The 19,758-nt window shown below is 61.5% G+C and carries 18 protein-coding genes; 9 read left to right on the plus strand and 9 right to left on the minus strand.

Annotation, left to right across the window (positions count from 1 at the left end; genetic code table 11):
• Positions 1-46: 46 nt before the first annotated feature.
• The 4 genes from O8W32_00790 to O8W32_00805 form a co-directional block, all read right to left on the minus strand.
• Complete coding sequence (locus tag O8W32_00790) at positions 47-1,762, minus strand: YgiQ family radical SAM protein (GenBank protein WII10058.1); 1,716 nt, start codon at positions 1,760-1,762, stop codon at positions 47-49.
• On the minus strand, positions 1,648-2,271 hold the full coding sequence (locus O8W32_00795; protein WII09382.1) for a GNAT family N-acetyltransferase: 624 nt from the start codon (positions 2,269-2,271) through the stop codon (positions 1,648-1,650). The genes O8W32_00790 and O8W32_00795 overlap by 115 nt, the downstream gene beginning before the upstream one ends.
• A 557-nt stretch (positions 2,272-2,828) precedes the next feature.
• Positions 2,829-4,028 (minus strand): ATP-binding protein, encoded by a 1,200-nt coding sequence (locus O8W32_00800; GenBank protein WII09383.1) that lies wholly within the window; start codon positions 4,026-4,028, stop codon positions 2,829-2,831.
• Positions 4,029-4,345: 317 nt separating this feature from the next.
• On the minus strand, positions 4,346-5,200 hold the full coding sequence (locus tag O8W32_00805) for a pyridoxamine kinase (protein ID WII09384.1): 855 nt from the start codon (positions 5,198-5,200) through the stop codon (positions 4,346-4,348).
• A 164-nt stretch (positions 5,201-5,364) separates the two neighbouring features.
• On the opposite strand from O8W32_00805, the gene O8W32_00810 reads away from it, so the two are divergent.
• The 7 genes from O8W32_00810 (at position 5,365) to O8W32_00840 (ending at position 14,376) form a co-directional block, all read left to right on the plus strand.
• Positions 5,365-6,261: a hypothetical protein gene (locus O8W32_00810; protein WII09385.1), complete on the plus strand. Its 897-nt coding sequence runs from the start codon at positions 5,365-5,367 to the stop codon at positions 6,259-6,261.
• A 27-nt stretch (positions 6,262-6,288) separates the two neighbouring features.
• Positions 6,289-8,382, plus strand: a complete 2,094-nt coding sequence (locus tag O8W32_00815) for a DEAD/DEAH box helicase family protein (protein WII09386.1) — start codon at positions 6,289-6,291, stop codon at positions 8,380-8,382.
• Between the two features lie 278 nt (positions 8,383-8,660).
• Positions 8,661-9,605 (plus strand): Na+-dependent transporter, encoded by a 945-nt coding sequence (locus O8W32_00820; GenBank protein ID WII09387.1) that lies wholly within the window; start codon positions 8,661-8,663, stop codon positions 9,603-9,605.
• A 389-nt stretch (positions 9,606-9,994) separates the two neighbouring features.
• Positions 9,995-10,870 (plus strand): pyridoxal 5'-phosphate synthase lyase subunit PdxS, encoded by an 876-nt coding sequence (pdxS, locus tag O8W32_00825; GenBank protein WII09388.1) that lies wholly within the window; start codon positions 9,995-9,997, stop codon positions 10,868-10,870.
• The gene (gene pdxT, locus O8W32_00830) at positions 10,867-11,463 is read left to right on the plus strand and encodes a pyridoxal 5'-phosphate synthase glutaminase subunit PdxT (protein WII09389.1); all 597 of its coding nucleotides are present in this window, start codon (positions 10,867-10,869) and stop codon (positions 11,461-11,463) included. The genes pdxS and pdxT overlap by 4 nt, the downstream gene beginning before the upstream one ends.
• Positions 11,464-11,581: 118 nt before the next feature.
• Entirely contained in the window at positions 11,582-12,238 is a 657-nt protein-coding gene (locus O8W32_00835) for a tetratricopeptide repeat protein (protein WII09390.1), read from the plus strand.
• A complete protein-coding gene (locus tag O8W32_00840) occupies positions 12,235-14,376 on the plus strand; it encodes a UvrD-helicase domain-containing protein (protein ID WII09391.1) in 2,142 nt (713 codons plus the stop codon). Before O8W32_00835 ends, O8W32_00840 begins: the two co-directional genes overlap by 4 nt.
• On the opposite strand, the gene O8W32_00845 is transcribed toward O8W32_00840, so the two are convergent.
• From O8W32_00845 to O8W32_00860, 4 genes are all read right to left on the minus strand, one after another.
• The gene (locus O8W32_00845) at positions 14,362-14,772 is read right to left on the minus strand and encodes a cupin domain-containing protein (GenBank protein WII09392.1); all 411 of its coding nucleotides are present in this window, start codon (positions 14,770-14,772) and stop codon (positions 14,362-14,364) included. The genes O8W32_00840 and O8W32_00845 overlap by 15 nt on opposite strands.
• Before the next feature lie 22 nt (positions 14,773-14,794).
• Positions 14,795-15,979, minus strand: a complete 1,185-nt coding sequence (gltS, locus tag O8W32_00850; protein WII09393.1) for a sodium/glutamate symporter — start codon at positions 15,977-15,979, stop codon at positions 14,795-14,797.
• A gap of 82 nt (positions 15,980-16,061) precedes the next feature.
• The gene (locus tag O8W32_00855; protein ID WII09394.1) at positions 16,062-17,015 is read right to left on the minus strand and encodes a hypothetical protein; all 954 of its coding nucleotides are present in this window, start codon (positions 17,013-17,015) and stop codon (positions 16,062-16,064) included.
• Positions 17,015-17,962, minus strand: a complete 948-nt coding sequence (locus O8W32_00860) for a hypothetical protein (GenBank protein ID WII09395.1) — start codon at positions 17,960-17,962, stop codon at positions 17,015-17,017. Before O8W32_00860 ends, O8W32_00855 begins: the two co-directional genes overlap by 1 nt.
• A gap of 124 nt (positions 17,963-18,086) precedes the next feature.
• Here O8W32_00860 and O8W32_00865 point away from each other — a divergent pair, with 124 nt between their 5' ends.
• On the plus strand, positions 18,087-18,506 hold the full coding sequence (locus tag O8W32_00865) for a hypothetical protein (GenBank protein WII09396.1): 420 nt from the start codon (positions 18,087-18,089) through the stop codon (positions 18,504-18,506).
• Positions 18,503-18,769: a DUF1294 domain-containing protein gene (locus O8W32_00870; GenBank protein ID WII09397.1), complete on the plus strand. Its 267-nt coding sequence runs from the start codon at positions 18,503-18,505 to the stop codon at positions 18,767-18,769. The genes O8W32_00865 and O8W32_00870 overlap by 4 nt, the downstream gene beginning before the upstream one ends.
• Before the next feature lie 15 nt (positions 18,770-18,784).
• Here O8W32_00870 and twy1 read toward each other — a convergent pair whose 3' ends face one another.
• Entirely contained in the window at positions 18,785-19,750 is a 966-nt protein-coding gene (gene twy1 / locus O8W32_00875) for a 4-demethylwyosine synthase TYW1 (protein ID WII09398.1), read from the minus strand.
• Positions 19,751-19,758: the final 8 nt, after the last annotated feature.

Raw genomic sequence — 19,758 nt, forward strand, 5'->3', positions numbered from 1 at the left:
CGTACAGATACCTTTGCAAAAGCAGAGGATTTTCTCAGGGGCGAAGTCAGCGCCTGCCCGGCCTGTTCCTGCCGTTCTTCGCGTCCCCGTGCCTCTCCGAAGGAGGCACGACGGTCTGCTTCTGCTTCTGCTTCAGGCCCGGGACGTGCTCCGACCATACCCTGCGCCCGTCCATGTCCTTCCCGGTGCAGTACATGAGGGTGGAGACCGTGGACGGCGTAGGGGTGAAGACCTGCACCTGCTCCGGGTTGGTCCTCAGCTCCCGGTGCACGAAATCCGCCAGTTCCTCCATGTCCCTCTGACCGCAGCCCGGGTGGGCGGCCATGAAGTAGTATGTCAGATACTGGTCCTTCCCCTGGCGGCGGTTGGAAGCATCGAACATGTCCTTGAAGTCCAGCAGGACGTTCGGCCCGGGCTTCCCCATGCGCGACAGCACCTCGGCCGAGATGTGCTCCGGGGCGATTTTCAGCTGTCCGGAGACATGGTCTTTCACGATGCAGTCCACGTATTCCTGCCCGTGATCCTCGTCGGCGACGGCCATGTCGAAGCGTATGCCGGAGGTAACGAACACCTTCTTCACCCCGGGCACGGCCTTGATGCGGTTCAGGAGTTCTATCTGAGCGGAATGGTCTATGTTCAGCGAGGGGCAGGGCCTGGGGTAGAGGCACCTCCTGTCCGGGCAGGCGCCTTTCGAGGCCTTCCGGGGGCATTCGATGCCGTACATGTTTGCCGTCGGCCCGCCGACATCGTAGATGATGCCGTTGAACCCCGGCATCGATGCTATCCTCTCCGCCTCCGCGACGACGGAATCGGCGGTGCGTGAGACCACCCTCCGGCCCTGGTGGACGGCTATGGCGCAGAACGAGCATTCCCCGTAGCATCCGCGGTGGGTGGTTATGGAGTTCTTGATGGTGTCCATCGCCCTGACCTTGCCGTTCTTGGTATAGAACGGATGGACGGCGTACTCGTAGTCCAGCATGTAGACCCGGTCGAGCTCCTCCGGCGCGAGGCAGCGCTGGGGAGGGTTCTGGATCAGGAAGCGGTCGCCGTGCTTCTGAACGAGGCCTGCGGCGGTGACAGGGTCGCAGTTATGGTAGAAGATGCGGAAGGCGTCCGCGAACCTCGCCCTGTCGGCGGCGCATTCCTCGTAGGACGGCATCTCGTTGTACCCGTCGGGGGCCTCCCTGCCGATTCTGCATATGCCCTTCGCATTGCTCCAGTCCCGCCCGTCCCTCATGCATTCCGCGAGCTCCAGGTTCGACAGCTCCGCCATCCCGTAGGTGATTGCATCGGCCTTGGCGTCGAAGAGGATGCTCCGGCGCAGGGAATCCGACCAGAAATCGTAGTGGACGACCCTTCTCAGGCTGGCCTCGATGCCGCCCAGGACAATCGGCTTTCCCTTGGCGTACCGGCGGATCAGGTTGGAGTACGCGATGCAGGCGCGGTCGGGGCGCCTGTCGTTGATCCCTCCGGGGGTGAAGTCGTCCTCCTTCCGGAACTTCCCGGACGGGCTGTAGTTGGCCACCATGGAGTCGACGCAGCCCGAGGTCACGGACCAGAACAGCCCGGGCATCCCCAGGCGGGTTATGTCCACTCCGTCCGAGACCGACGGCTGGCAGATGATCCCGACCCTGAACCCGTTGTCTATCAGCCAGTGGCCGATGATGGCCGCCCCGTTGTACGGCGAATCGATGTAGGTGTCGCCGGAGACGATGATGACATCGAGGGAGTCCCATCCCCGCGCCCTGACCTCCTCGGGCACGGTCGGTATGAACATCGGATCTCCCTGGACATGATGTAATCGTCGGTCGAGAACCCGTCGCCCAGGTAGGCGATCTCACGGTACTGCTTCCGGAACCCGTTCCTCTCGTAGGCGTCTATCGCCCGGAGGTTCCTGGTGTTCACGTGCAGGTAGGCGGAGGTGCAGCCGTGCTCCTTCCCGTAATTTAGCATCTTTCCGATCATCTCGGAGCCCAGGCCCTTCCCGCGCTCGTCCTTCACAAGGTAGCATTTGCTGATGAAGATCTTCTCCCCCTCGACACGGGCCGCGAGGTACCCGGCCTTCCTGCCGCCGTCGATGAGGTAGCCGTAGACGAAGCCGTCGTCCATGGCCCGGCGGATGCTGTCGGCCGACTGCCATGATTCGAAGATGCGCTCGGTCTCGTCCTCTCCGCCGGCGATCATCGGTCCGAACACTTCTGTCCAGATGGGATGGGCGAACTCATGCAGCTCCTCTGCCCTGTCCTTCCCGATGATCTCGATCTCGGCCATGGGCTCTGCTATGCCGATGCAGTACTTGTAATCAGCAGGTCAGGAATGTGAATCAAGAATGCAGTGCCGATACTCTGGATTTAATCAATTCATCGCAGCAAGAACTTCTTTCTAGAAGATCGACCATGAGAATTTTTCAGAATCCATCTTTGGATAATGCCTAGTTCGCATATGCGGTGCTGGAATATTCTGCCGAAGGCGTACTGCAACACGACCTGCTCTGCCATTCGGTATTGCATTTGAGTTTTCTCCTCACGCAGGATCCAATAAGAGGCCCATCGAGGGCTTCATTTTCATTCATATGGTCATGCAAGGCATGGTACATTGGTGCGATATTGCATTTGTAGAATTTTCAACCCGGCATTTGTAGAATTTTCAACCCGGCATTTGTAGAATTTTCAACCCGAGATTTTGAGTCCTCTGTCCGTAAAAAATCGATCGATAATAGACTCACAATCATTCGTGCCTACAGAATTGCAGTATTCAATGACATACTTCCAGATTTGAACAGCGACTGTGTGGAAATATGATTCATTCCTCGCTTAGCTTAATTAATCTCATTCATTCTTCTCGCTGAGCAGGAAGTCCGTGACCCCCATCTCCCTTATGCCGTCCCTGGTAGACGTCGTTCCGCGCCCGTCCATCAGTATGACGGTCTTCGGACAGCTGTCATTTATCGCTCTCAACGGAGCCAGTTCCCGGGCCTCCGTCTTATCGTCATAATATCCCAGGCATACCTGCCAATACGCCTTCATGCCGTTCTTCTCGGTGACGAAATCCACTTCCTTGGAGTCCCATTTGCCGACGATTATCCCGTATCCCCTGCGTTTCAGCTCCAGGTACACTATGTTCTCCAGCACCCTGCCCCTGTCCTTGCTGGCCATGCCTACGGAGTTGTTGCGCAGCCCCGGGTCCACTGCATAGTATTTCGGAGTAGGGCTCAGGGCAGTGGATCTCAGATCGAACCTGTCGGCGCGGTAGAACAGGCATGCCGACTGCACCGCGGCGAGGTACTTCTCCACAGTGCGGACGTTCATGTGCAGTTCCCTGGCCACGGCGGCGCTCTCTATCGGGTTGCCGATGTTCAGCATCAGATAGGTCACCATCTTCCCCAGTTCCTCTGGCTTCCTCACGTTCCCGCGCGTGACGATGTCTCTGAACACGATGGACGAGTACAGGTCGTCCAGCATCGCCGATGCTGCCTGTTTTCCTAAAGCTGGGTCTATGCCGGGGAACCCTCCGTACTCGAAATACTCGCCGAACACTTCGTCAGGTTTCCTGCCGTTCCCCCTGAGGTCCATGTATTCTTTGAAGGACAGGGGGAGCATCCTCAGCTCCACGTAGCGCCCTGTCAGGTAGGTGGCGAGATCGGTGGAGAGGAGATGGGCATTGGAGCCGGTGATGTAGATGTCGGCCTCGGTGTCGACCATCAGGGCATTCACAGTCTTCTCCCAATCCTTCACCCTCTGGACCTCGTCCAGGAAAAGATAGAAACGCCCTTTTGCAGGGACCCTGGACCTGAGGTATTCATTGAGATCAGAGTGATCAGATATGGAATCGTAACGGGCGGATTCGAAGTTGATCAGCAGCATCTCGCCGTCTCCGACGCCGTCGGACCTGAGCTTCTCCATGAACTGCATCAGGAGCGTGGACTTGCCACACCTCCTGACCCCGGTGATCACTTTGACATGGCCCCTGTCGTCACGCAGGCTCTCGAGCTCCGACATGTAGAGAGGGCGCTCTATCATACCTTTCATCATAGAACTCTAAGGGTTCCTTCGTATTTCAATAATTGTATTATAATACAATTTTAGGTCGATAATTCTTTGAAAATTGTATTATAATACCATTATTTCGGCGCCGTTCTTTCAGGAAGCCGGATCTCTGAAAGAAGATCATCAGTTGCAGTGCTGCAACATTAATCAAAAAATCTTTCCGGGCCCTATGCCCGCTGTATTGATTTTGAAACAGCGGGGGACGGCGGACCTTCCGATGCGGAAGGGTCCGCCGTATCCGATTATCCGATCCTGGCACCTTCGTGAAGAACCCGTTCCCGAGGGGCAGGGCCCCTGCCTCAGTCCTTCCTGAGCCCCATGTCATCGAGGAGCCGGGGGAAGCCGGCCTCGAAGTTCACGCCGAACCTGACGTCGGTGCCGGCGTCGTGGGTCCTGACGATGCTCCTCCAGGTGAAGTCCACGGCCAGCTCCGTCGCTCTGGCCAGTGTGAGGCCGTTCATGACGGAGGCGACTATCACGGACCCGAAGATATCCCCAGTGCCGTGGTAGTATCCGGGGATGCGGTCGCGGAAGAAGTACTCCGTCCTCCCGGTGCCGGCGTCGTAGCAGGCGGCGCCCAGCTTCACGCTGTCGAAGTGCACGCCGGTGAGGATGACCTTCTTCGGGCCGAGCGCGGAGAGGCGCCTGAGCCGCCCTTCGATGTACTCCTCCGTGTACGGGCCCGGCTTATACTCCTCGCCGAGCATGAACACCGCTTCGGTGATGTTCGGCATTATGACATCCGCGCGGGTGCAGAGGTCCCTCATGCCTTTCGCGAAGGACATGTCGAACCCGGGGTACATCTTGCCGTCGTCGGCCATCACCGGGTCGACGAAGATCTGCGCCCCGTTCCCCTTGGCGTACGCGAAGATCTCCTCGACGAGCGCCACCTGCCGGGCGGACCCGAGGTAGCCGGTGTACACGCCGTCGAATCTCACATTCAGTGATTTCCAATGTGCCAGGATGGGCTCGATGTCGTCGGTGAGGTCGCGGAAGGTGTAGCCCTTGAACCCGCCAGTGTGGGTGGAGAGCACGGCGGTGGGGAGGGCGGAGCACTCGACGCCGGCGGCCGAGATGATCGGCAGGGCGACGGTCAGGGAGCATTTGCCGACGCACGAGATGTCGTGGACGGCGAGAACGCGTTTCTGCTGCATATGCCCGATTGATGGGCCACCGCGTATTAAACAACCGCGAACAGGGAATGCGCCTGCGGCGGAAGCACAGGGAAACACAGAATGACAGGGGGTCTCGGCCATTTCCCGAGGTCCCGCTTGCTCTCCCCGATACTTTTAAGAAACGATAGCAGGAATAGAGGCGCATGCTGAATTCGGACGAGCATCTCGAGAGGGCCCTGGCGGAGTACAACGATAAGGTCTCCGCCCTCGAGGACAGCGGGCCCAGGGAAAAGCTCCTCGAGGCCCTCGTGAACCGCGGCTGCGTCCTGTTCATGATGGACTCCTACGTCTCCGCCTACGGCGATTTCGATGATGCGTCCGACATCATCGCGGAGATCGAGGACTCCGGAGGGTCGGTGGACCCGGGGCTGTACGTCAAGACGCATGCCATGAAGGGGATGACGATCGTCGAGAAATCGGTGCACGAGGCCGCGGAGGAGTTCAGGCTGGCCGCCACGAGGCTCGGGCAGCTGAAGCCGGGCGCCAGGCACTTCCCGGACGGCAGGGCCATCGCCGACTTCTGCCTCGACTGCGCCCAGACGCTCATCGACGAGGACATGGGCGCGGACGCCCTGCCGTTCACGGAGAAATCCATGTCCCAGACCGTCGGGAAGGACGATGCCTGGAGCCGCAACAGGTACATGGAGGCATGCAGCATGGAGGCGGACGCCCTGTCCGGCTCGGAGGACCCGGAGAAGGCCGGGGAGTACTTCGACGAGGCCGTGCGCACCGGGGAGTCCCTCAGGGCCTCCGGGGAGCTGGAGGACGACATCATGCTGGTCGACGCCTACGTCGGCCGCGCGGAGCTCTGCAAGGGGGAGGAGTTCATCGGGTATGCGGAGAAGGCCGAGAGGATCCTCGAGGACCTCGAGGCCCGCCATGCCCTGGAGGACAGGGACCTGCTGTCGCAGCTGTGCGGGGAGATCGCCCAGGCGTACATGGGTCTGCACAAGATGAAGGAGGCCGAGAAGTACCTGATGAAGCAGGTAAAGCTCAGCATCGGCGCCGAGCCCCCGCGGTCCGGGGATTCCGCCCATTGATATACGGCGGAGGGATTAGGCGGAGCGATGCGCACATTCTTCTGCCCCCAGTGCGGGGCGATGGTCCTCCCGGGCGTCGGCACATGCCCTTCTTGCGGGACCGTGCTCGGAGCCGACGGGCCTCAGATGCAGGAGCCCGTCCCGGAACACCGTCAGGGCCCTGCCACGGTCTCCGACGCCTCCGAGATGAAGGCCCCCTTCCTGCCCTACGAGCCCAGGGAGTTCCAGCTGCAGATCATCAGCGACATAGTCGATGCCCTCGACCGGCACCGGCACATCGTCATCGAATCGGGCACCGGCACCGGGAAGACCATCGTCTCCCTGGCGGGGGCCCTGCAGCACGCGAGGAAGACCGGCAAGAAGATCATCTACACCACCCGCACCATATCCCAGTCGGACCAGGTGATGAAGGAGCTCAAGGCGATCTCCTCCCTCAAGCCGGTCTCCGGGATAACGCTCACCGGCCGCAGCAAGTCCTGCCCCCTGCTCCAGTCGCGCCCGGATTTCGCCGACCTCAGCCCGAGCGCGCTCTCCACCCTCTGCTCCGACCGGAAGCAGAAGAGCCTGCAGAACCGCCCCGGGGGGTGCCAGTTCTTCGAGCAGGTGGAGCCGAGGCTGAACAGCATCTCCATGTACGCCAGGAGAAACTTCCCGCGCTCGGAGGAACTGGACGCGTTCTGCAGGAACCTCGGCGCCTGCCCCTACGAGGCCAAGAAGCTCCTGCTGAAGGACTTCGACGTCGTCGTCGCGCCCTATGTGCACATAATCGACCCGGAGATCAGGAAGAACCTGCTGACAAACATGGGCGTAGACGAGAAGGGCATCGTGCTCATCGTGGACGAGGCCCACAACCTGATCGACGCCGTGAGGCAGCAGGAGAGCTTCACCATCACGGCCAGGCTCGTGGCGTCCGCTCACGACGAGGCCATGCTGTTCACCGATGCCTCCGACGCTTCAACGCCGGCAGCGTCCCAGCGCCGGTCCCCGCAGCTGTGCCAGGGCGTCACCATGACCGAGTTCGTCCGCGCCGTCGGGAGGGCCATGAAGGACCTCGGCACCAAGTACATCGGCTTCAACAGGAAGGAGACCGCCCTGCCCCCCAAAGCTCTCGAGGGGAGCCTCTGCGCCATCCTGGGCATCGATGATGCGCAGCTTGGGGCGGCCGTGAACAGGCTGATCGAGCTGGGGGAGAAGAGGGAGGAGGCCATAGCCGACACCGACGCGCCCTCCTCGCCCGTCCTGGAGCTGGGGCACCTGCTGGAGGCGTGGATCAAGAGCCCGGACAGCAGGTACGTCCGCGCCGTCCGCGCCGATGCGGACGGGGAGTTTCTCACTGCGTCCTGCATCGATCCGGCGGACATCGTGACGTTCATGCGCTCCCTGCCGGGCGCGGTCCACATGTCCGGGACGCTGCAGCCCCTGGCTCAATATGCGAGGGTGATGGGACTGCCGGGTGACTCGATACCCAGGACCTACCCGTCCCCGTTCCCGAAGGAGAACAGGCTCGTGGTCTACACCCGCGGCCTGTCCACGAAGTACGACGAGCTGAAGTCCAACCCGTCGATGTGGCCCGAGATCCAGCGGACGGTCGCGAAGCTCTGCAACTCCGTCAGGAAGAACACCCTGGTCTTCATGCCGTCGTACAGCATGATGGGCAGGATACGCCCGTACCTGGAGGAGGCCGTCGACAAGCCCCTCTACTGGGAGGAGAAGGGGAGGCAGAGGAACACCATGCGCTCGCTCGACGCCTTCCGCAGGGGCAGGGACGGCGTGTTCGTCTGCGTCATGGGCGGGTCCGTGGCCGAGGGCATGGACTTCCCGGGCGACGAGCTGTGCTTCGCCGTGATCGTCGGCATGCCGTACCCCCCGCCGTCGCTGGAATCCGACGCGATGAAGACCATGTTCGACTCCCGCTACGGCGCCGGGATGGGATGGGTCTACTGCTCGGAAGTGCCTGCGGTCAGGAAGATCCGCCAGGCGATCGGCCGCCTGATCAGGACCGAGACCGACCGCGGGATGGCGGTCATCATCGACAGCAGGGCCGCGAGGAACGCGAGGCAGCTGGGGGCCGTGCCCACGGACGATCCGGTCGGTGACGCGGCCAGGTTCTTCTCCGGATGAACGCCGAACAAATGGATCGGACCGGCAGGGATAATATACCGGACGCGGCATCGCGGTTCCGTGCGGGGCGCGGAAGCCCATAAGCTCCCGATCCATTGCAAAAACGCTGTCTCAGAGACCCGCGTAGCTCAAAATTAAAAACCGGACGGGCCGGGCGACATGGCCTTGTGCCGCCCGCCCCGCACACTTCCCATTCATCGCATCGTGCATGGCGGTCACGACAGGCTGCCCCGTAAGCACGCAAAACGCTTATATCAGACTTCTAGGTGGGTGCTGTCATGGCAATGATGTCCGTCCTCACGGACATAAAGTACTGGGTCGCAGCATCGATCTTCGTGGCGTTCGCCGTGGGCAGCCTGGGCGATCAGGTCCCCAACATGGTGATAGCTGTCCTCATGCTGCAGATGATCGCGGCGATGGCAGGGCTGTCGTTCAGGAAGGATGACTTCAAGAAGGATGCCAAGCCGATATTCTGGTCCTTCGTCTGCTGCTTCGGGATCTGCACCGCGCTGACGCTAGCCGTGGGCGCCCTCTTCATCCCGTCCTACAAGGACCTCTGGTACGGCTGGGTCATGCTCGCCTCGGTACCCGCCGGGGTCTCGGTCATCACCCTCTCGCTGATGATGAAGGGGAACAGGGTGATGTCCGTTCTTGCCCTGACCGTGATCTACCTCATCGCCCTGGCCCTCACCCCCCTGCTCACCACTGTGTTCATCGGGGATGCGGTCAGCCCGCTTGACATCTTCAAGTACGTGCTCCTGTTCATCGCCGTCCCCCTCCTGGTCAACATACCGCTCAAGAAGGTGAAGCTCAACCAGAACGGGAAGGTCATCTTCATCAACATCATGATGTTCTTGCTGATGGTCTTCTCCATCGGGAACAACAGGGACTTTATCATCGACAACCTCGACCTGGTCCTCTACATCATCGCCGCCTGCCTGGTCAGGACGTTCGGTGTCAGCCTGACCATGGTCTGGTTCATGAAGAGGCACGGGACCGACAGGGACAACGGCGTCGTCTACATGGGGTTCGCCGTCTGGAAGAACTCCGGCCTGGCGACCACCATGTGCCTCGTGCTCCTGGACGCCAGCGAATCCGCCCTGCCCTGCGTCCTGTCGCTGATGATGGAGAGCATCTGGTTCGCGGTCATGAACGGCTACATCAAGAAGCACTGGCCCTCCCATGAGAACGTCGAGGCCGAGGTGCTGGGGACGGCGGCCTGAAAGGCGCCGTCCTCTCCTCTTCCGGATCGATCGCCGAACATGATCGGCTCGGAATCGGGAGCTTTTCCCTCCCGATTTCGCCTGCGCCCCGCCTCCCGTTCTAAGTGCCAGACAGCGCATCTGCATCCGCGGGCCTGGATCGAATTGCCAAATATTATCGAAGCGGAATACGGGGAATGAAACGGATCTGGCATACCGCACAGATTGTTGGGTCCTGAGATGCTTTAATAAATGCCTCAATGCAGGCATCTTTTTTCCATTTCTTAGGAAAAATATATCCAGCATGAAGGACATTACTTTGTAATCTATTGTTAATGTACATAATAATACATTAATGTACTTTTTGGATATTGTTAAATAGCATGTCTGCATGGCAAGCGACGATAGAAATGGCCAAGAGCAGATATGAACTGAACAAGGAACTGGCTCAGATGCTGAAGGGCGGCGTCATCATGGATGTCACTACCCCGGAGCAGGCGAAGATCGCCGAAGAGGCAGGGGCCGCCGCCGTTATGGCCCTCGAGAGGATCCCTGCGGACATACGCGCCGCCGGCGGGGTTTCCCGCATGAGTGACCCCAAGATGATCAAGGGCATCCAGGACGCCGTCTCCATCCCAGTGATGGCCAAATGCCGCATCGGGCACTTCGTCGAGGCGCAGATCCTCGAAGCCCTGGAGATCGACTACATCGATGAGAGCGAGGTACTCACTCCCGCCGATGACATCTATCACATCGACAAGACCAAGTTCAAGGTCCCGTTCGTCTGCGGCGCCAGGGACCTCGGCGAGGCCCTCAGGAGGATCTCCGAAGGTGCCAGCATGATCCGCACCAAGGGAGAGCCCGGAACCGGCGATGTCGTGCAGGCCGTCCACCACCTCAGGGCGGTCAACTCCGAGATCGCCAGGGTGAAGGCGCTCAGGGCCGACGAGATCTATGAGAAGGCCAAGGAGCTCCAGGTTCCAGTCAGCCTGGTGCAGTACGTCCACAGGCACGGCAAGCTCCCGGTCGTCAACTTCGCCGCCGGAGGCGTCGCCACCCCCGCCGATGCCGCGCTCATGATGCAGCTCGGCGCAGAGGGAGTGTTCGTGGGTTCGGGCATCTTCAGGTCCGGGAACCCCGCCAAGCGCGCCAAGGCCATCGTCCAGGCAGTCACCAACTACGACGACCCGAAGATCCTGGCAGAGGTCTCCACCGACCTCGGCGAGGCCATGGTCGGGATAAACGCCGAAGAGATCAAGACCATAATGGCAGAGAGGGGGCAGTGAGAACGCCGACGGCCGCCGTCCTTGCCCTTCAGGGGGCCTTCATCGAGCATGAGCGCTCCCTGAAGAGGCTGGGCGCCGACGTCTTCGAGATCAGGCAGCGCGTGGATCTGCAGAGGCATTTCGACGCGCTCGTCATCCCCGGCGGGGAGAGCACCGTCATCGGAAAGCTCCTCCGCGATCTGGGTCTTTATTCCCCGCTCAGGAAGATGATCGAGGATGGGCTTCCCGTCTTCGGCACCTGCGCGGGGCTCATCGTCCTCGCGAAGGAGGTCGTCGGAGGGGAACCGGTGTTCGGGACCCTGGATGTCAAGGTCAGGCGCAATGCCTATGGACGTCAGCTCGGCAGCTTCTACGCAGAGGAGGATTTCGACGGGATCGGGAAGATACCCATGACCTTCATCCGCGCACCCGTAATAGAGTCCGCAGGGCCGGGAGCCGAGGTCCTCGCGAAGGTCGACGGGCAGATCGTCGCAGCCCGCCAGGGAAGGCAGCTCGGCATCACGTTCCACCCTGAACTGTCGAAGGACCTCAGAGTGCACCGCTATTTCCTCGAGGAAGTGGCGGGGCTCAGCCTGCGAAGGCAGCGATTCTAAGGCGATCCGCTGCGGGGATTCTTATCCCCGTTTCGGAATTAACCTGCAGTCGAGAAATCGTTCGGTGCAGCACGCCCTTTCCGCTGACTATAAAATCCGATTCTCCATCATGTCAGCTATGACCGGCGAACAGCCTGCTGACAGTGCCCGCGAGATACCTCCGCCCAGCGATCCGGGCGATCTCTACGTCCTCGGCGGCGTTTACTATCAGGGCATCGGCGTTCCCGTCGACAAGGAGAAGGCCGCCGCCCTCTACCGCATGTCGGCCGACAAAGGCAACGCCGACGCCATGGTGAGGCTCGGCATCATCCTCATGACCGGCGACGGCGCGGAGCAGGATTACCGCGAGGCCTCCAAGCTCTTCAGGAGGGCGGCCGACCGCGGGAACGCCGACGCCGAGTACCTGCTCTCATCCCTCTATTCCCGCGGGAAAGGGGTCGACCGCAATCCCATCGAAGCGGTGAAACTCTGCCTGCATGCGGCTGCCGAAGGATGTACAGGGGCCATGTGCCAGATGGGCAAATGGTACCGCGACGGAGAGAACTGTGTAGACAGGGACATGGCGAAGGCCGTCTGCTGGCTGAAGCAGGCCGCGGAGAAGAAGGACGCCGAGGCGCTCTATGAGCTGGGATGCATGTTCGCGTTCGGCGAGGGCGTGGAGAAGGATGAGGCGAACGGCCGCACCCTCCTGCGGTACGCCGACATGTACGGGGACCCGGACGCCGCCGGGGCCCTGGAAGCTCTCGACAGCGGCATGGGCCGGAGACCGGAATGAAAGGATACCTCGACAGGCTGAACGACGCCCAGAAGGAGGCCGTCCTGACCACTGAGGGCAGGGTGAGGGTGATAGCCGGTGCCGGAACAGGCAAGACCCGCGCCCTGACCGCCCGCTACTGCTACCTCGTGGATGAAGCAGGGATATCCCCGGCGAACATCCTCTGCGCCACCTTCACCAACCGCGCCGCGGACGTCATGAAGCGGAGGATCCGCGCGGAACTTGGAGACCTCGACCTGGGGATGATATGCACCTTCCACGCCTTCTGCGTGCAGCTTCTGAGGGAGGACATCAACGTCCTCAACTATCCCAAGGACTTCATCATCATGGACGAGGAGGACGTGAGGGACACCCTCCTCAAGGTGTTCTCCGACATGGGTCTGACGTCGCGCGACATCACCGTGAAGAAGGCCAACGACAACATCCTCGAGACGCGGAAGCTGCGCACCGAGGACTACATCGACAACGTCTACCTGCTTAACAACGAGGAGCTGAGGGCGAGGTTCGAGGCGACGGACGACATGGAGGAGGGGATCTTCCTGCGCTATCTGTACGAGCAGAAGAAGAGCTTCGGCCTCGATTTCAACGACCTCATCAATTTCGCCACCTACATCCTCGAGCGCTTCCCGGACGTCCGCTCCAAGTGGGCCGGGAGGATGGAGTACGTCATGGTCGACGAGTTCCAGGACGTCAGCGCGAGGCAGTACGGCATCGCCAAGATACTCTCGTCGGTCCACCGTAACCTCTTCATCGTCGGCGACCCGGACCAGACCATCTACACCTGGAGGGGCTCGCACGCGAAGATGTTCCTCGATTTCGACAAAGAGTTCCCGGACTCCAAGACCATCGTCCTCGACATCAACTACCGCTCCGTCCCCGAGATCCTGGCCGCTTCGGACGAGCTCATCAGCCATAACATCGTCCGCTACCCCAAGACCCTGAAGGCGGTGAAGGAGGAGGGCACCAAACCCGTCTTCTTCCATGCCAAGAGCGACCGTGAGGAGTCCCAGTGGATCTGCTCCCGCATCTCCGACATCAGGAAGGAAGGCGGGAAGCTCGGGGACTGCGCCGTGCTCTACCGCGCCCACCATCTCTCGCGCCCGCTGGAGGAGGCCCTGATGCGCAACAAGATCCCGTACGTCATCTACGGCGGGACGGAGTTCTATTCCCGCCGCGAGGTGAAGGACCTCATCTGCTACCTGCGCATGGTCGCCTACGGCGACGACATCTCCTTCCGGAGGGTGGTCAACGTCCCTCCCAGGAAGATCGGCAGGAAGAAGATGGAGCTCCTGGCAGAGAGGGCGGAGGCCGGGGGCAGGACGCTGTACGAGGCGCTGAGGGACAGCATCCGCGACCCGGTCTTCAAGGGCACCGATGCCGGACGCTTCGTATCCTGCATCGAGGCCGCCCGCGAGCTCCGCGGGAGCATGTCGCTCGGCGACCTTCTGCAGGCGCTGATGGACCGCTCCGGGTACGAGAGGTTCCTGAGGCTGCAGGGAGACCAGGAGAGGCTGGATAACGTCGCCGAGCTGAAGCGCGGAATAACAGAGTACGGGGAGGACCCGGACGCCACCCTGGAGGATTTCCTGGTGCATGCGTCGCTGTTCGACGGGAACGGAGATGAGAAACCGGACAGGGTGAAGCTCATGACCGTCCACACCTCCAAGGGCATGGAGTTCCCGTACGTCTTCATCTGCGGGCTTGACGAAGGCGTGTTCCCTTCGAAGAAGACGGACAGCCCGGAGGAGATGGAGGAGGAGCGCAGGCTGATGTACGTCGCCATGACCCGTGCGGAGTACGGCCTGTACCTCACCGATTCCGAGGGGCCGGCCGAGTCGGGAGGATTCAAGAACCCCTCGCGTTTCGTGTTCGAGATCGGGAGGGAGAACCTCGATTACGCCGTCGAACTGGACCCGGAGATGGCCAAGGAGATGGAGGGGCGCGCCCGCACCGAGGCTGCGCGCGCCAGGCGGATGTCCGACCTGTTCCGGCGCGGGGACCGGGTGGTCCACCAGGTCTTCGGAGCCGGAACTGTGGAAGAGGTTTCCGAGCGCGAGATGTGCTACATCGTGAAGTTCGACAATCTCGAGACTCCCCGCACCCTGCGCTTCGACGCGAAGCTTTCACGGGAGCTTTGAGTAGTCGGCGTCCGAGACGGGCCCGCACCATTCGGTTGAGGCCCCGGGAGCGGGCACCTCCACGGCGATGTGCGAGAACCAGGAATCCTTGGCGGCCCCATGCCAGTGCTTCACCTCCGGCGGGATGGCGATGACATCTCCGGGGTGCAGCCCGCGCGGCTCCTCTCCCCATGCCTGGTACCATCCGCAGCCCGCGATGCAGATCAGGACCTGCCCGCCCTTATGGTGTATGTGCCAGTGGTTGCGGCATCCCGGCTCGAAGGTCACGTTGGCGATGCCAACGGGGGACTCGGCGAACATCTTCAGATAGCTCTTGCCTTCGAAATGGGCTCCGTAAGGGTTGGGCTCCCCGGCATCGAACGGGCTGAGGTCTTTGGGGACTTCTTCAGATGACATGATGTAAGGTATATGCCGGCTGTTATAAAATGTTGAGGAAAACGGTGATTATCGCCACGTTCAGCAGGTCTATGAAGACGCTCCCGACGAGGGGGACGGCGAAGTACGCCTTGGGCGCGACGCCGTACTTGTCGAAGAGGGACTCCATGTTCGCCATGGCGTTGGGGGTCGCCCCCAGGCTGAACCCTGCGGTGGCCGTCACCAGGGCGGCGGACTCGTAGTCCCTGCCGGTGGCGTTGAATATGACGTAATAGGCGTACACAGCGACCAGCGCCGTCTGCGCCAGGAGTATGACGACCATCTTGCCGGCCAAGTCGGCGAGGTTCCACAGCTGGGTCACCATCAGGGCGATGGACAGGAACAGCGACAGCGAGATCCACCCGAGGGTGTTGATCTCCTTGAGCGGCAGCTCGATCCCCTTCCAATCGGCGACGTTGCGGATGAGCATGGCCACGAGCATCGCCCCCAGGTACACCGGCAGGGTGAGGCCGGCGGCCTTGATGCCTGCGACGATGTACGACCCGGCGCCCACGCCGATGCACAGCAGCAGGAGGGCATAGAGGAAGCGCTCGGAATCGATCTTGCGCACCTCTTCCTCCTCCTCGGCCATGGCGATGTCGTCCTTGTCGGGGGACAGGTTGCCTTTCTCGATCCTCCTCTTGGCCAGTGGCCCTCCTACGAACCCGCTTATGGCCAATCCGAAGGTGGCGGCGGCGATGGCGACGGTATCGGCGTTCTCCACGCCGTAGATGTCCACCAGGTCGGGGCCGAACGACCCCGCCGTCCCGTGCCCTCCGACAAGGCTTATCGAGCCGAGGGCCAGCCCCATGTCCGGGTCCATGCCCAGGAGGGACGCCAGGGAGACGCCCAGCACGTCCTGGCAGACGATCAGGACGCCGACGAGGGCCAGGAGGGTCAGCACCAGGCGCCCTCCCTTCTTCAGCATCCTCACCGACGCCATGAAGCCGACGGAGCAGAAGAAGGCCATCATGAAGACGTTCTTCAGGGTCTCGTCGAAGGAAACTTCGGCGATGTCCGCCTCGTAGATGGCGCAGAACGCTATCGAGAACACCAGCCCGCCCATGACGGCCGCGGGGATGCAGTATTTCCGCAGGAGCTTCGAGCGCCTGACCAGGAGTATGCCGACGGCGAGCGCGACCGCTCCCATCATGGCGGTCTGGTAGACGTCGAAATGGACGGTGTACACGGTTCACCTGACGCAGGACGGTATTTAAAAAGGGAACGCCCGGGCCGCCCTCTCCAAAGAGAACGGCCCGGACGGCGGAACCTCAGAGCTCGTAGTGGGTGGCCGTCAGCTTGACGGACGACATCTCGCGGACGGTGGTGATGTACTCCGAGAGGGCGTCCTCCTCCTGCTGGACCATCTCCGCCAGGAGCATGACGTTCTTGAGCTCGACATCGGCGTCGCCCAGGGTCGTGGAGATATCGGAACTCCTGATCTGGCGGATGACCGCGGCCTTCTCGCCCTTCATGGCGTCCGACTGGTAGGCTATGAGGGAGTCCAGGGCGGCGCCTCCGTAGGTGGAGGCGTTGATGAACTTCATGGCCGCATCGCAGATCTCGGGGTTGAAGTCGAAGTCGATGTCCTCGACGGTGTTCATGAACGCCTTGGCCAGGGCCTTGTGCTGGGTCCTGAAGCATTCGATCCTGGTCCTGCCGGCGTCGGTGATGATGTCGGATTTCTCGTACATGTTGGAGAGGCTCTTGAAGGTCAGGTCTGACTTCACCAGGTACGTGCGGACGTTGTCCCCCGGAGGTGTGAGCATCATGTTCTTCCTGGCCAGGTACATATCGATGGCCGGCTGGAGGATCCTGTTGTGGCGTATGATCGCCCTCTCTTCCGACCTCTTGCGGCCGTTCGCCTGGTTGATGTACATGATGGCGTCCATGGCGGTCAGACCTACGATGAACGCGAAGCTGTTGTCGGCCAGGTTGATCAGGTGGGTGGAGCCGTCCCCCCAGGTGTCGTAGAGGATGAAGCAGGCGACCTCGAACGCCGCCACGGCCACGAGGATGATGAGCGAGGACTTCAGGATGGTGGCGCCGAGGTTGTGCATCTCGCGGTGGCCGGCGCTGTTCTTGGCATAGTTGCGCCTGATCCTGTCCCTCTCCGTCTCGATGGTCCTCTTCCGGGCCTCCTCGTCCTTCATGGCCCTGTTCTTCCTGCGGGCCTCGGCCCGGTCCTTCTCTTTCTGTATCTTCTCCTCGTCCCTCAGCTTCATCAATGCGCCCCCACGATGCTGCGGATGATGTCCTGGGTCTCCTGCGGCGTGCCGATGGTGTTGATCATATGGACATCGCACCTGTCCAGCAGCTTCCTGAAGAACTCCTTCCTCAGCCCGGTCCTGTAGGCATCCCTCACGATCTGGTGCGGGTTGCACAGGTCCGCCGCGGAAAGGTATTCGAGCGCGGCCTCGGCATCCATGCTCCTGCACTTCTCCCCGTCCGACGGGTCGCGCTTCATCAGGATGACATGGCTCAGCGAGCACTCGTGCACCACCGAGGACCCGCCGGATACCCAGCGGATGTTGGCGATGCCCCTGCCCCGGCTGTCGAACTTCACGTTCTTGACCAGCGGGCGGTATTCCTCCCACACGTCCCCGATGTCGGCATCGATGTAGCAGTTCTTCTCGGAGGCGCGGATCTGCGGCCTTCCGGAAGACCCGAACTTGACGAAGAACCAGTCGTCCGAGATGAGAGAGGCGTTCTCCGATCTCAGGAGGCCCCATGACTGGGTCGTCTTCCCGGTCTTCGGAGGTGCGATGAGGGTGACACCGACACCGTCGGCGCAGATCGCCGCCCCGTGGACCGAGTAGATGTCGTGCGCGGCCTCGTTGATGTACCCGGCGATCCCGAGCGCGATGCTCTTGACCCAGCCGTAGTAATCGAAGTTCAGGAGGAACGCGGTCTTCGAGTTGGGCTCGAACCTCAGCACGCTCTCGCCCGCCGACGGCTCCCTGACGACGAAGAGCTTGGCGTGGGAGCGGACGCGGTCGGAGGCCGAGTAGAAGTTGTCCCTCCACATGTCCGTGAAGTCCCTGTCCGAGGTGCAGAGCTCGATGACGACCCCGTTGATGTCCGCCTTGGCCGCATACAGTAGGCCGGGGGCGTATCTGGCGCGGAGGGCCGCCGATTCCTCCTCGGAGATGAGCTCGGTCTGATATACCATGAACTGGCACATGGAACGTTAATATTAACGTTCTGCGACCTTGCGAAACACGTTCCGTCCAATTTCGCCGGCCCTGCGAAACGCTATTTACGGAGTTCGGCATGAGAGTGCCGAGGATGGGATCATGACAAGCACAGCGATCATCTATTCGACTTCCATCGGAAAGCACGTCGAGGCCGCAGCCAAGTATCTGGCACAGCAGTCCGGCGCCGACACTTTCAACCTGAAGGACCAGACCAGGATCGACATCTCCCGCTACGACAGGATCGTGCTCGGGACCGGTGTCCATGCCGGCAAGCCCTACAAGCCCCTGATGTCGTGGGCGGAGGCCAACAAGGAGGCCCTCGCGGGGAAGCAGACCGTGCTCTTCATCTGCTGCCTCTACAAGGGGGAGCGCGCCAAGGCGGAGCTCGACAAGATAAAAGCGTCCATGCCCGTCGAGTTCGGCAAGGATGATTTCTCCGCCTTCTTCCCTGACAAGGACGAGCAGAAGGACGGAGTGGGCATCAGCATGGCCGCCTTCGCCGAGAAGCTCAGATCATGAGCCCGGCAGAGGCCGCAGCCGCGGCGTACATACTGCTCAATCTGATATCATTTGCAGTCTACGGCATCGACAAGCGCCGCGCCGTGAAGGGCGAGTGGAGGATAAAGGAGAGCACGCTCCTCCTGCTGGGTCTTATCGCACCGTGGGGAGCGGTCGCCGGGATGCATGCGTTCCGCCACAAGACCAGGAAGCGGAAGTTCCTCGCGAACTACGTCTTCCTCGTCCTGCACATCGCCGCCATCATCCTTATACTGACGGCGTGAGCAGAGGACGGATCATCAGTGCAAGCGGCGCGAGAACGCCGTCCCGGACTCCCATGCCCGGGCGGTGTCCAGCTCCGTGCCTTCATAACCGAGGAGCGCGACGCGGCTGTCCTTCTTCTCGCGCAGCAGCGACATGCCGAGCTCCTCCCCCAGCCTGGCCGAGAAATCCTTCACGGCCTCGAACGAGGGCATGGCATCGACGGTCAGCCTCTGCCTGGAGCCCCCGACGAACACGTAGCCCTTAGGCTCGACGAGGTCGGGATCGGCGGTCTTGTCGATCTTGGCGTAATCCTCGGGGCGGAACATGTTGATCCCCTGGACCAGAGTATGCCTTATGACCGTCCTCGTCTCGAGCGACGGCATAAGTGCCAGCGTCTCCATTATGCGCTCCCAGCCGTCAGAGACCTTGGGCCTGCAGGCCCTCGCGTAGGTCTCCCGGTCGGGCGCTGCCACGGTCACGTAGAGCTGCGAGGGCAGGGTGTCCAGGGCGGCGATCCTTTCCGGGTTCGTGCCGTTGGTGACCAGGAACACGGTCATCCCCCTGGACCTGCATTCCCTGAAGAACTCCGACAGATAGGGGTACTCAGTGGGTTCCCCGGCGAGCGAGCAGGCCACCTGGTTGGGGTTCATGGCCTCCTCGAACATCTTGGGGTCGCAGCGCGGGTCTCCCTTGAACCCGGACAGGAGGAACCGGTGGTATTCGATGAGGGCGTCCAGCATCTCCTTCGGCTCCGCCCATTCCGTCACCGGGTAATCGTGCCCCTCCGTGCGCCAGCAGAACGGGCACATGTGGGTGCATTCGTTGATGGCGGGGGTCATCTGCAGGCAGCGGTGCGTCATTATCCCATAGAAGTCCTGCTTGTAGCAATGGCGCCCGTGAAGGAGGGACTCCTTGATCCACCCGCAGAGCTTGACGGCGGCATGGTCGCGGTAGACGCGGTAATGCTGGCGGATCAGGGTCTGGCGGTATTCCTCGTCCATGGCCGTGC

The sequence above is a fragment of the Methanomassiliicoccales archaeon LGM-DZ1 genome (assembly GCA_030168595.1).
GTDB lineage: Archaea > Thermoplasmatota > Thermoplasmata > Methanomassiliicoccales > Methanomethylophilaceae > Methanomethylophilus.